This is a genomic window from Treponema rectale, assembly GCF_014202035.1.
GTDB lineage: Bacteria > Spirochaetota > Spirochaetia > Treponematales > Treponemataceae > Treponema_D > Treponema_D rectale.
This window is the reverse complement of sequence record NZ_JACHFR010000001.1, coordinates 48,261-61,120: the sequence shown is the minus strand read 5'-3', so window position 1 is coordinate 61,120 and position 12,860 is coordinate 48,261. Positions and strand designations below refer to the sequence as shown.

Annotated in this window: 9 protein-coding genes; 2 read left to right on the top strand and 7 right to left on the bottom strand. The window is 40.5% G+C overall.

Features of this window, described 5'->3' with window-relative positions; genetic code table 11:
* Window positions 1–90: 90 nt before the first annotated feature.
* From cimA to HNP77_RS00205, 4 genes are read right to left on the bottom strand one after another with little or no spacing between them, the layout of a single operon-like run.
* Window positions 91–1,686, bottom strand: a complete 1,596-nt coding sequence (gene cimA / locus HNP77_RS00220) for a citramalate synthase (RefSeq protein WP_184651149.1) — start codon at window positions 1,684–1,686, stop codon at window positions 91–93.
* A 13-nt stretch (window positions 1,687–1,699) separates the two neighbouring features.
* On the bottom strand, window positions 1,700–2,299 hold the full coding sequence (thrH, locus tag HNP77_RS00215) for a bifunctional phosphoserine phosphatase/homoserine phosphotransferase ThrH (protein WP_184651968.1): 600 nt from the start codon (window positions 2,297–2,299) through the stop codon (window positions 1,700–1,702).
* Between the two features lie 36 nt (window positions 2,300–2,335).
* Window positions 2,336–4,015, bottom strand: a complete 1,680-nt coding sequence (locus HNP77_RS00210) for a formate--tetrahydrofolate ligase (protein WP_184651148.1) — start codon at window positions 4,013–4,015, stop codon at window positions 2,336–2,338.
* A 54-nt stretch (window positions 4,016–4,069) separates the two neighbouring features.
* Window positions 4,070–4,843: a pseudouridine synthase gene (locus HNP77_RS00205; RefSeq protein WP_184651147.1), complete on the bottom strand. Its 774-nt coding sequence runs from the start codon at window positions 4,841–4,843 to the stop codon at window positions 4,070–4,072.
* Between the two features lie 110 nt (window positions 4,844–4,953).
* Here HNP77_RS00205 and HNP77_RS00200 point away from each other — a divergent pair, with 110 nt between their 5' ends.
* Window positions 4,954–6,072 (top strand): DUF362 domain-containing protein, encoded by a 1,119-nt coding sequence (locus HNP77_RS00200; protein WP_184651146.1) that lies wholly within the window; start codon window positions 4,954–4,956, stop codon window positions 6,070–6,072.
* A gap of 647 nt (window positions 6,073–6,719) precedes the next feature.
* On the top strand, window positions 6,720–7,778 hold the full coding sequence (locus HNP77_RS00195) for a hypothetical protein (protein ID WP_184651145.1): 1,059 nt from the start codon (window positions 6,720–6,722) through the stop codon (window positions 7,776–7,778).
* 121 nt (window positions 7,779–7,899) lie between these two features.
* Here HNP77_RS00195 and HNP77_RS00190 read toward each other — a convergent pair whose 3' ends face one another.
* From HNP77_RS00190 to HNP77_RS00180, 3 genes are all read right to left on the bottom strand, one after another.
* Window positions 7,900–8,712 carry an Rpn family recombination-promoting nuclease/putative transposase gene (locus tag HNP77_RS00190; RefSeq protein WP_184651144.1) on the bottom strand — a complete coding sequence of 271 codons (813 nt, stop codon included), beginning with the start codon at window positions 8,710–8,712 and terminating at the stop codon, window positions 7,900–7,902.
* A 506-nt stretch (window positions 8,713–9,218) separates the two neighbouring features.
* The gene (locus HNP77_RS00185; RefSeq protein ID WP_184651143.1) at window positions 9,219–11,327 is read right to left on the bottom strand and encodes a lipase family protein; all 2,109 of its coding nucleotides are present in this window, start codon (window positions 11,325–11,327) and stop codon (window positions 9,219–9,221) included.
* Window positions 11,328–11,369: 42 nt separating this feature from the next.
* Window positions 11,370–12,836 (bottom strand): monomeric [FeFe] hydrogenase, encoded by a 1,467-nt coding sequence (locus tag HNP77_RS00180; protein ID WP_184651142.1) that lies wholly within the window; start codon window positions 12,834–12,836, stop codon window positions 11,370–11,372.
* Between the last annotated feature and the right edge of the window lie 24 nt (window positions 12,837–12,860).

The following is a 12,860-nucleotide window of genomic DNA, read 5'->3' as shown; positions in this document are numbered from 1 at the left end:
TATCAAAAGTATTATTAGTTTTTTTATAACAAAAAATCCCGGTCTGTAACTTTTTTAAGAAACAGCCGGGAGTAAAAAAAAGAATCAGGCTTATATCAGTTTCTGATATTTCTTTTCTATATCCTTGATAAGCTTGTATTCAAAAGAATCTACCAGAGCCAGCCATGAAGCTTCGACAACGTCACAGCTTACCCCCATTGTAGTCCAGGTAGAAGAACCGTCTGTTGATTCAATAAGAACACGTACTTTAGAAGCCGTAGCACTCTTAGAATCAAGAACACGAACCTTATAGTCCGTAAGATGAATCTGTTCTACAGTAGGATAGAATTTCTTAAGGGCAGAGCGAAGGGCAACGTCCAGTGCATTTACAGGACCATTTCCTTCTCCTGCGGCAAGACGGGTATTTCCTTCAACTTCAATCTTAATCTGGGCAAAAGAATAAAGTCCCTTTTCTATAAGAGGATATTCATCCGTAGATTTATAATAATGAAGCTTGAAGAACGGCTGATACTTACCGATTGCCTTTCGTACCAGAAGTTCAAAACTTCCGTCAGCACCTTCAAACTGATATCCCTGATGTTCAAGTTCCTTTACCTGCTTAATGATGTCACTGACAATAGGAGAAGACTTTGTTATTGTTGAATCAAATTTCTGAATCTTTTCTATTATCATGCTGCGGCCGGCAACTTCACTCATAAGGAACACACGTTCATTTCCTACAGTTTCCGGTTCAATATGTTCATAGGCAAAAGGGTTTTTAAGGACGGCATCAATATGCATTCCGGCTTTATGGGTGAATGCATTCTGACCGACATAAGGCATGCCGGTATCAAGAGGAATGTTTGTAATTTCTGCAACCCTTTTACAGATCGGTGTAAGATGACGGATATTATCGTCTTCAATACATTTGTATCCCATCTTAAGCTGAAGGTCTGCAATGATGGTACTCAAGTTTGCGTTACCGGTACGTTCTCCAAAACCGAGAAGAACTCCCTGAACATGAGTTGCTCCATTCTCTACAGCAACAAGGGAATTGGCAACGGCAAGCCCGGAATCATTGTGAGTATGAATTCCAACCTTAACGGCAGAACCGAATTTTTCTGTAACTGCTTTTACTGCAGCAGCACATTCACTTATCATTGCGCCGCCTTTAGTTTCGCAAAGACATAAAACTGTAGCACCGCCCACAACAGCAGCTTCCAGAGCCTTCATGGCATACTCAGCATTTGCCTTGTATCCGGTAAAAAAATGTTCCGCATCAAAAATAACGTTACGGCCACGGCTGGTAAGATAAGCACAGGTATCCCTGATCATTTCAAGATTTTCTTCAAGACTTGCATGAAGAATTTCCGTTGCCTGAAAATCCCAGGTTTTTCCAAAGATAACTACTGTTTTTGTTTCTGCACTTAAAAGAGACTGAAGGTTTGCATCTTCTGCACAGGAACAGTCCCTGCGGCGGGTAGAACCAAAAGCAACAATCTCAGAAGTCTTAAGTTTAAGTTCTTTTGCCCGCTGAAAGAATTCCATGTCTTTTGGATTTGAACCGGGATTGCCGGCTTCGATATATTTAACGCCAAGTTCATCAAGAGCTTCTACAATATGAATTTTATCCTGAACCGAATAAGAAATTCCTTCTCCCTGAGAACCGTCGCGTAATGTCGAATCCAATATTTCTACGTTTTTCATACAACTCCTGTAATTACAATGCTGCTTTTATTGCTGCAAGAAGTTCCGGATATTCCTCAAAAGCCTTAAGTTCCGGATTAGCAGCCTTTATTGCATCTGTACTCTTAAACAAAAATCCTGCCTTGCTTGCCTTAATCATTGCAAGGTCATTATGACTGTCCCCGCTGGCAATTGTATCAAAACCGCAGGACTGAAGAGCCTTTACAGTCGTAAGTTTTGACTGAGGACAACGCATTTTAAATCCCGTGATTTCTCCGTTTTCTGCAACTTCAAGACTGTTACAGAAAATTGTAGGCCAGCCCAGTTTTTTCATCAGAGGAGAAGCAAACTGGGTAAAAGTATCACTGATAATGACAACCTGTGTAATTGAACGAAGTTCATCAAGAAACTCTTTTGCCCCTGGAAGAGGATCAATCTTAGCAATTGTATCCTGAATTTCTTTAAGCCCAAGACCATGCTCTTTAAGAATACCAATTCTCCACTTCATAAGCTTGTCATAATCAGGCTCATCACGAGTAGTCCTCTTAAGTTCAGGAATACCTGAAGCTTCTGCAAACGCAATCCAGATTTCCGGAACAAGAACACCTTCAAGATCAAGACATACTACATTCATACCCATTTTATTATCTCCATTATTTTTATACTGATATTAAAAAAGTCCGCTGATTAATCCGTCATCATCAACATCTATGTTAAGAGCCGACGGAGCCTTCGGAAGTCCAGGCATATCTACAATATCACCTGCAAATGCAACTACAAATCCAGCCCCGCTGTACAGCTGAACATCACGAACAGGGAATACATAGCCCGACGGGGAACCCAGCATGGACTTGTCATGACTGATGGAATTCTGTGTCTTAGCCATGCACACAGGAAGTTCTCCATAACCGGCAGCTGAATAAGCCGAAATTTTTTTAAGAGCCTTAGGATCAAATTCAACATGATCTGCTCTGTAAATCTCTTTTGCAAGAGTTTCTATTTTTTCTTTAAGCCCAAGCTTCAAGTCATAAAGCGGTTTAAAAGCAGACGGCTTTTGAGTAAGTTCAACAATCTTTAAGGCAAGCTCTTTCGCTCCATCTCCGCCTTTACCCCAGCCTTCACAAAGAACAGCTTCACTGCCGGCATCAAGGGCAAGTTTTTTTACAAGTTCAATTTCTGCATCCGTATCAGAGATGAATTTATTTACGGCAACAACTACGTTTACGCCAAACTTTTTCATGTTCTCAATATGGCACTTAACGTTGGCAAAACCAGCCCGAAGAGCATCAAGATTTTCTATTCCAAGATCTGCCTTTGCAACACCGCCGTGCATCTTTAAAGCCCTGATGGTAGCAACAATTACAGCTGCATCTGGAGCAATTCCGTTTAAGCGGCACTTGATATCCATAAACTTTTCTGCACCAAGATCTGCAGCAAAACCTGCTTCCGTTACAACGTAATCTCCTGTAGCCAGGGCACACAAAGTTGCATTTATAGAATTACATCCATGAGCAATATTTGCAAAAGGTCCGCCATGAATGAATGCAGGATTTTTTTCAAGAGTCTGAACAAGATTAGGTCTGATTGCATCCTTAAGCAGAGCAGCTACGGCACCGGTACATTTTAATTCACCAAAAGTAACCGGACGTTTTGAATAAGTTTCTCCGATTGTAATACGGTTTATGCGATCCTTTAATTCAGAAATTGTTTTTGAAAGACATACAATTGCCATGATTTCTGAAGCAACGGAAATCTGAAAATGACTTTCTCTCGGCACACCGTCAATGCGGGAACCAAGACCTATGATTACATTTCGAAGGGCCCTGTCATTTAAATCAACGCATCTTTTCCAGGAAATCGTGCGTGGATCAATGCCAAGTTCATTTCCCTGCTGAAGATGATTATCAATAAGGGCAGCCATAAGATTGTTTGCAGCCGTTATTGCATGAATGTCTCCGGTAAAGTGAAGGTTTATGTCTTCCATCGGAACAACCTGGGCATAACCTCCGCCACAGGCTCCTCCCTTTACACCGAAGCACGGGCCTAAAGAAGGTTCCCTCAAGGCTATTACAGTCTTTTTTCCGATTTTATTAAGGCCGTCACCCAACGCAATTGTAACAGTAGATTTTCCTTCCCCTGCTGCAGTCGGTGTCATAGCTGTAACAAGAATGAGTTTTCCGCGACTGGAGGAATCTGCTGCTTTTGCCTGCAAAGCCTTTAATTTTGCAAAAGAAACCTTTGCCTTATACTTTCCATAAAGTTCAAGTGACTCTTCTGAAATTCCAATTTTAGATGCAATTTCCGTTACCGGAATCATTACATTTTTCTGAGCAATTTCTATATCTGTCATTACAGCTCCCTGCCTTTTAGATGCACAGAGAATAGCAGATTAATGACTTTTTTTCTATACAATGGGCTGAACATCAAGGACAGACAGTTCTTCTTCTGTAAGTTCCCTGTATTCACCAGAGGCCAGGGCAGGATCAAGGACAAGTCCGTTTATCTGTACCCGCTTAAGATGAATTACTTCATTTCCTAAAGCTGCAAAAATTCTCTTTACTTCGTGGAACATTCCTTCGGTAACAGTAATGAAACAGACTTCAGAACTTTTCCATTCAACAACAGCCGGCCGGCAGTCAGCTTCCGGAGCCTTTCCTTCCGCCGCAATATGAATGCCGGCAGCAACCCGGGCCGTATAATCTTCCTGTGTTTTACCATCAACAGAATCCCTTAGCGTTACCTGATATTTTTTAGGAATGTTGTACTTAGGTGAAGTAAGCCTGTGATTAAGGTTTCCGTCAGTTGTAAGGATAAGCAGTCCTTCCGTATCTGCATCAAGCCGTCCTACCATACTGATTGAACCGGTGGCCACAAAGCGCCTTGCATCTTCATCACTTAAAAGATCATAAACAATTTTATGACTGTCACTTTTTGTCGAACATACATAGCCTGCAGCCTTATTCATCATAAAATGATAATTACGTTTTGTTTCAAGTTTTTTACCCTCTACAACAATTTCGTCCTTATATACATTTACGTGGGCACTTTCCTGCAGAATACTTTCTCCGTTAACCACTACCGCGCCGGAATGAATTATCCGCTTAACTTCCTTTCGGGTTCCAAAACCTTCATTTGCAAGAACTTTATCAAGTCTTTCTGATTCTTTTAAATTAGCCATGAGCTGATTATACCAAAACTTCAGGTTTTCATACAAACCTTATTCAGCTATAATGAATGTGCTGTGTACTTTTTAATTGCTTACTATTATTTAAAAGGGGAATGCAACCTATGGAAAAATCTAAAGTTTATTTTACTGACTTCAGAACTCAAAAAGACGGCGGACTTACAGAAAAATTAAAAAAACTCTGCAAAAAAGCAGGTATCGAAAATATTGATTTTAACGGAAAATTTACAGCCATAAAACTTCACTTTGGAGAAGACGGCAACCTTTCTTTTTTACGTCCTGATTACGCCAGAGCCGTTGCTGAACTTGTAAAAGAACTGGGAGGCAGACCTTTTCTTACGGATTCAAACACCCTTTATCCCGGATACAGAAAAAATGCACTGGATCATCTGGATGTTGCATACAAACACGGATTTTTTCCGATGGCAACAGGCTGTCAGATAATCATCGGAGACGGTCTTAAAGGAACTGATGAAGTTGAAGTCCCGGTAAAAAACGGAGAATACTGCAGGACTGCAAAAATAGGCCGGGCAATAATGGATGCAGATGTTTTTATATCCCTGGCCCACTTTAAAGGACATGAAGCAACAGGTTTCGGAGGAACCTTAAAAAATATCGGCATGGGGTGTGCAAGCCGCGCCGGTAAAATGGAACAGCACAATTCCGGAAAACCTGTAGTCAATCAGGATGCCTGTAAAGGCTGCCGTGTCTGCTCAAAAGAATGCGGAAGTGATGCAATTTCTTATCAGAATAAAAAAGCATTCATAAATCAGGACTTATGCAAAGGATGCGGGCGCTGTATCGGAGCCTGCAATTTTGATGCAATCTACAATCCGAATTCCTGCGCAAACTCTGACCTTGACTGTAAAATGGCTGAATATTCCATGGCTGTAGTCCAAAACAGACCCTGCTTTTACATAAACATGATTCTTGACGTATCTCCATGGTGTGACTGTCATGAATTCAACGACGCACCCCTTGTTCCTGACATCGGAATGGCATGCAGTTTTGATCCGGTAGCCCTTGATCAGGCATGTTCTGACCTGTGCATGCAGGCAGTCCGTAACCCTTCTTCCAGAATTGCTGACTTTAAAGCTAAAGGAATTAAAATGACCGGTGACTTATGGAAAGACTCTACCCCGGAAAGTGTATGGGACATGACTCTTATTCATGGAGAAAAAATAGGTTTGGGCAGCCGTCAGTATGAAATCATAAAAGTATAAGAATATAACCGGACAAGTTAAATTACCTAAAATTCCTATTGACAAACTAGGTAATAAAAATATATTCTAATCACGTAAAGGGATGTGTCATGCTGAACGCTACGCCACATTCGCACGCACCTGCTACGAATGTGTGATTCAGCATCCATAATGACGGGGATGTCCAAAAAGTATGAGTCATTACCACACTCACCACCCTGTCATTGCCGTGCTCGACACCCTGTCATTGCCGTGCTCGACACCCTGTCATTGCCGCACTTGATGCGGCAATCTCATGCAGGGGGATTTTCGGCTCAAGCCCGAAAATGACATTTTTTGAACTTATTGGTCATCCCCCCATAATGACAGTGTATGCTGCGGCATATACTCATCCACTTTTCAGACTTAAGAAGGAGGCACAGAAATGAAGGTTTATTTTGAAAAATTAGTCCGTGAAAATTTCCGCAACGGAGTCATGCGCCTCTGCCGTTCACATTAAATCAAAATTTCCCAAAAAAAAACTAAAACAGAGAAAATCAGTCATTAAAAATGATAATCCCTATTATTCCTATAGGTAAATTATTTTATTGACAGGATATTAAAAGGTTGTTATCTTAATATTATCTTATAAAAAAAGTTCTTAACAAAAAAAGAACGAGGAGTCTTTAATGAAAGCATTAAAAGTTCTTACGGCAGCAGCAGCTGTAGCTCTTTTGGGAACATCTGCATTTGCAGAGTTCAAGGCTAGCGGTTACATCAGAAGTGGTGTTGAATCAACAATCGTTGATGATGGTTCTGATGCAGATCCTGTAAGCGAACTGACAACAGCAGTAAACGGCGGCGGTTACAATCTTGGCCTTGGTCCAGACAGAACACGCATTGCCCTTGACTGGACAGAAGAAAAAGCAGGAGCATCAATCCGCTATACAAACAACAACACACTTAGCGTTAACGATGGAGTGTGGTTCGTTTCAGGAAACATCGATTACGCTTTTGCATACGTAAATCTTTTTGACAACCTCCTCAAAGTTTCTGCCGGAAAAAACAACGGTGGAGAAGCAGGAACAGAAGGAGATGCAGGTTATGACTTTGGCGGACTCTATGGAGCACGCTTCTCTGTATACCCTGTTGACGGACTTGTTATAGAAGCAAACATCTCTACAAACAACCTTCCTACAGACAAACATGCAACTCTTGACGCTCTCAGCGTAGCTGCAAAATATGGAAACGACACATTTGCAGTTCAGGCCGGATATGCATTCAACGGCAGCCTCTATGCAGGATTCTCTCTCTACTCTGTAGAAAACCTTGAACTTTATGTAGAAGCTAACTACGTAGACAAGGACATTGCAGGTGTAGTAAACAAGAAAGCTGAAGCTGTTGCATCAACAGTTCTTACAGAAACTGTTTCTTACAACATTGACCCGGTTAAGTTCGGTATCGTAGCATATCAGGATCTTACAGAAGATAACGGTTACCTGGCTTTCTATCCATATGTAGAATTAGGTCTTGGAGATGTTCTTGAAGGACTTTCTGTTGGTCTTGACGTAGGATTCGTTACAGGTGCTAAAGATAAGGGTGCAGATGTTGAAGACATCATCAGCTTTACACCAGAAGCAACAATCGCTGTTGCTGACAATGCTTCCGTTCAGGCATTCTACACATTCCAGAAGCAGGATGAAGAAACAACACACGTTGTTGGTCTTGGAGTTAAATATAGCTTCTAAGATTAGCATAATTTGCTGATAGAAAAAGCTGTCCGGTAACGAAACATTATTCCTTTACCGGGCAGCTTTTTTTATAAGTACTCTCATTTACACTGACATACTGCCGCATAATCTGCAGCAATTAATCATATAAATTCTTTATTTCGTTTTCCGGAAGTCCCGTACATTTTACAATCGTCTGAAGTGATATTCCCTCTTTTATAAGTTCTTTTGCAGTTTCAAGGGCTTTTTTATGTTCGCCTTTAGCTATGCCCTCAGAAAGTCCAGCTTCTCTGGCTTCTTCTTTTTCTTCTTCAAGTACATCCATAAAATACATGTATTCATCCTCCATTTCAGGTCTGGATTTTGCACGGACGGTGTTTTCTTCAAGAAGCCTTGAAAAGGCAGATGTTGTCTTAGATTCATGGATGAACCTGAGTACGTCCCTTACTTCTTCATCCTGAACTTTACTCCATGCACTTGAATTATAAAACACAGCATGGCTTTTGTCATCATAAGTCAGAGCGTCTGTTTCTGCAAAACTGTTTTTCTTAGTGTAAACCGGAAGTCCCATTCCGAAAGGATCATCTTCACAGATGAATACGATGTATGTTTCCTTTATGTTCCTGAATTTAGTACGGCGCTTAACATTTTCTACGTCAGAGGCACTCTGATAATACCTTGACCTTAAAAGCAGGTCAGAATAATTGCCGGTCTGGATTTCAATATCAAACACCCGGTTACAGTCCTTTACATAAACATCCAGCCTGATGCCCCTTGAGTCATAATAGTTTTCCAGCGTTTTTTCTGTTTCAATGTAGCAGATTTTTTTTATTTCAATGCCCAGAAGGATTTCCAGCATCCTCTTACAGATTTCTTCATTTTTCATGACCTTGCAGAAAATGAAGTTGTCCTTAAATGTCAGATCTTTCCATGGTTTTGAAAACTGTCCCATTGCAGCTCCTGTTTTTAAAATGAATTTTTTAAGACTGCGATGTTCAGTTTGTTTGAATACCTTCAGCACAAAATATACATCACAAATCCTATATATAGGGAACTTCGAAAAACTCGCCTTCGGAGATTTTCCGAAGTTTCCGACGAGTTTTAATTTCTGATAATAGCAGAAATTAAAACGTCGCACTTTCAGAGTTACCTCTAAAAATTGCAATTTTTAGAGGTTCCCTATATATATATTTGAACTGAAGTTTCAAAATCACCACAATTTTGAAAAGAATTAGGGAATGAACAATAAGTTCAAAAAGTGTCATTTTCGGGTTTGACCCGAAAATCTATTTAATTACAATACGTCGAGTCAAGGCACGCTAACGCTTAAAGCCTTGACTTCGCCGTTTTGAGGGTTTGTACTACCCCTTCAATACAAGAGATTGCCGCATCAAGTGCGGCAATGACAAACTGTCGAGCACGGCAATGACTCATACTTATTGGACAGCCCCACAATTTTTAAAATTTTATTCCGCCGGAAAATGAATACACCGGATCAACAGAATCTTCATCATAAAAAAAATCTGCTGATACTGCAAAAAATACAGATGTCCGGCGCAAAGGTTTTAACGAAAGAGAAAGCCGCAGGGAAGGAACAAATTCATACCTTTTCTGATTCTCATCTAATTGCCCCGGAATGATAATGTTTCTTCCATATAATTCAAAATTAATCAGAAACCTGTTTATAAGAGTCTGCTCATGACCAAAACCTGCATACAAATCCACGCTATTTTCATCACTCATCAAAGTAAAACCTGCAAGGGTACTCATATAAAAAAGCCTGCTTCCAAAATGTACGCCCGTTACAATTCCATGAAGACTTCCGGCAGATACTTCCGGCTGCACGCGAAAAACAGCACGCTGCTTTATTCCGCCTTCATCAATCAATCTTGAAGCATCACTAAAATATACGGCCCTGCTTTCTGAAAAACCGTTTTCATACAAATCCCTGCCTGCATCAAAAACACAGACCCGGCTCTTAAAAGGAAAAACATATTTTTTTTCAGAGGAAAACTCGAGATAACCATCAGGACTATATTTTTCTACAGAGAAAGATACCGGACTTGGAATCAAAGAATCCCTGTAAACTGCAACCTTAAAATTTCTGTTTGAAGGAAAACCTATAACAACATGACCTAAAAGCTGCATTGCCCCCACAGGAGAAGACACGCTTTTTAAATCAAGAAGACCATCCAGAACCCTGGCAACAACTTTTCCATTTTCATCAAACACGGAACACTCAAAAGCTCCGTCAATAATTACTTCTACCATACCGCAGGTATCCGGGGCAAAAGCTGTCTCTTCATCAAGGGCAAGAAGAAAACACATATATGTCGTGCAGATATGCATGTCACCAAAAGCAACTCCCGAATACGATAAAAAACCATTCGTCTGTTCGTTTAATTTTTTTGAAAGTCTGGCAGCAAAGGAATCCTTTTCTTTTTTCCCGTTTTTTTTCTTTTCAGAATCTGATGAATAATTATTTCCATCATCAAAATCATCGTTGGAAGAAATCGGTGGAAAGGCATTCCAGAAAAGCTTTTCAGCCCTAGACCTTAAACCAAGCTTGCTTCCATAATAAGAACCTACTTCCGAATACATGCCGGTTAAAACTCTGGTAACAACGGAAGGAATAAAACTCCCAAGCCTGAAAGGATAATAATCCCTCTTCATAAACTTATAAAAAAGTGAATTAACACCGGCATAGATTTTATTTTCATAAGTCTGCTCATCACAGGACCAGTAACTTGAAAGAACCTTTGTTACACCGAATTTTTTATACTTCCACATATCCCTTCTCGGCGGAACCTGTGGAACTACATCTTCTGCATTTACTATGTTAAAAATAAAATTGTATTTTTCGTCAGAAGTTTTTTCCTCGCTGGAAACATTTGGAGCAGCAAAGGTGTAGTCGAAAATTCTTTCCGCTGCAAACCAGCCTTCATCAACAAGCCTTGCACCTAAAAGATTTGCAATTGCAGCTCCACGGCTATGACCTGTAATCAAAAAAATACAGTTTTCAGGTGAGATTCTGTTTCTTAACAAATAATAAACAAGAGCACTGTGAACCTGAGTAGTTGCATGAAAAAATCCCTCATGAACGGCACCTTCAGAACGACCGGTATCATTTACATTAAGATTGGAAATCCATTCATTTGCATTGGCAGGAGTTCCCCTTACAGTTACAAAAACCAGTTCCGGACAAGAAGGCAGGCTCTTTAACTTACAGGAAGCAAAACTGAAGGCACACTGATTGTTTCCAACAACAGGCAGACTGTAATCAATGTCATAATTAAATTCCATTTTTTCCGGCTGAACTCCCAGCGAAGCATAAATACATGCAAGGGAATTATTTTTGTTGTCACTGCAGTCATCATAAGCACACTGGGCAAGTATTGATGCAATGCGGGCCAGATTATGATTGTATTCATAATTTTTTCCCGGCTCAAACCATTTTTCATTCCATTCTGCTTTTACCACAACAGGAGTTTTATGCTGAGAATCAGAAGAGATAACTTCAAGATTTATACTTTCTCCGCTTAAAGTAAAAAAAGCCGCCGTAAACAAAAAACAAAATATATTCTTTTTATAAAGGTTAAACATACAAAATCATGACCCGGACTTTACATATTTATCCAGCTGAAGTTCTGCCTTCTTTACGTCAACAATTGCACACGGACCGGCAATGCAGCCTCCTTCACAGGCCATTACTTCTATAAGGTTAGGACTGTTCTCAGGAGCAGCAAGTTTTCCGCTGTTAATCATTCCATACATATTGAGGGTTTTCATTCCGGCTTTATTAAGACCATTGATTTTTGCAGGACGAAGAATAGTCTGATCCGTAAGACGGATTTTTACCGCTTCAAGAACCCCGCCGCTCTTTGCAAAGTTTCTTCCGCTGGCAGAAGGAACCTGTTTTTCTTCTCCGGATTCCATAGCAGCAACTTCAATTCCCTTTGCGATTAAAAATGCATTTATTTCTTCAATAGATAACACATAATCTACAAGTTCATCATCAAAACCTTCACGACGCTTTGCAAGACACGGACCTATAAAAACCGTAATGCAGTCAGGATCGTCTTCTTTTGCAATCTGAGCCGTATAATGCATGGGACTCCGTGTTTCTGAAACACATTCCCTTAAAGCCGGTACATGAATCTGAACGGCACGGACATAGGCAGAACAGCAGGATGTTGTCATCATTCTGTCTCCGCGGGCCATACGCTCTTCAAATTCTTTTGCTTCTTTGGAAGCACATATATCTGCCCCGACCGCAACTTCAATAACATCATCAAAACCAAGAGTCTTAAGGGCAGTCTCCAGCTGACCGGGAACAGCCTTAAACTGACTTGCTATACTTGGTGCATAAAGGGCTACGATACGTCTTTTTTTCTGAGGATCCTTTTCCATTATGCGGGCAATAACATCTACCAGCTGGCTTTTATCCATCATGGCGCCGAAAGGACATTCCCGCATGCAGTTACCGCAGAAAATGCACTTTTCGTAATCTATTTTTTCGTATCCGTTTTCATCTTTGGAAATAGCACCTACAGGACAGGCTTCCTCACATGGAACAGGTATCTTGATTATTGCATGGTACGGACAGTTATTCATGCAGAGTCCGCAGTTTACACATTTAGTTGAATCAATATGAGCATGATGTTCTATATGAATTGCTTTTCGGGGACAGTTCATCATACAGGGTCTTGCATAACAGCCCTGGCAGGCATTTGTTACCATATAATGTGTTCTTACACAGGAATTACAGGCATCCCTTAATACCGTGAGCATAGGCCAGGTTGGCTTTTCTCTCTCAAGGGCTTTTTTTGCATATCCGGCCAGAGGAACATCTTCATCTATGTTTTCTACCGAATGTCCCATGCGGGCAAGAACCCTCATTCTCAAAAGTTCACGGTCATGATAAATGCAGCACCGCATAGGCTTACTGTCTTTAGGAGCCATTTCTTTAGGAATGTAATGAACTCCTTCTTCCAGCCTTCCCTCCAGCTGAAGCCGGGCAATGCGTACAAGAATCTCTGTCTTTATGTTTGAAGTATTATTATTTATATTAAGCATTTTCAGATTTTAGCATAAAATTTT

Bases quoted from the DNA above. Each gene is read 5' to 3' on its own strand.
- cimA (WP_184651149.1), bottom strand. From the start codon at position 1,686: ATGAAAAACGTAGAAATATTGGATTCGACATTACGCGACGGTTCTCAG.
- thrH (WP_184651968.1), bottom strand. From the start codon at position 2,299: ATGAATGTAGTATGTCTTGATCTTGAAGGTGTTCTTGTTCCGGAAATC.
- HNP77_RS00210 (WP_184651148.1), bottom strand. From the start codon at position 4,015: ATGACAGATATAGAAATTGCTCAGAAAAATGTAATGATTCCGGTAACG.
- HNP77_RS00205 (WP_184651147.1), bottom strand. From the start codon at position 4,843: ATGGCTAATTTAAAAGAATCAGAAAGACTTGATAAAGTTCTTGCAAAT.
- HNP77_RS00200 (WP_184651146.1), top strand. From the start codon at position 4,954: ATGGAAAAATCTAAAGTTTATTTTACTGACTTCAGAACTCAAAAAGAC.
- HNP77_RS00195 (WP_184651145.1), top strand. From the start codon at position 6,720: ATGAAAGCATTAAAAGTTCTTACGGCAGCAGCAGCTGTAGCTCTTTTG.
- HNP77_RS00190 (WP_184651144.1), bottom strand. From the start codon at position 8,712: ATGGGACAGTTTTCAAAACCATGGAAAGATCTGACATTTAAGGACAAC.
- HNP77_RS00180 (WP_184651142.1), bottom strand. From the start codon at position 12,836: ATGCTTAATATAAATAATAATACTTCAAACATAAAGACAGAGATTCTT.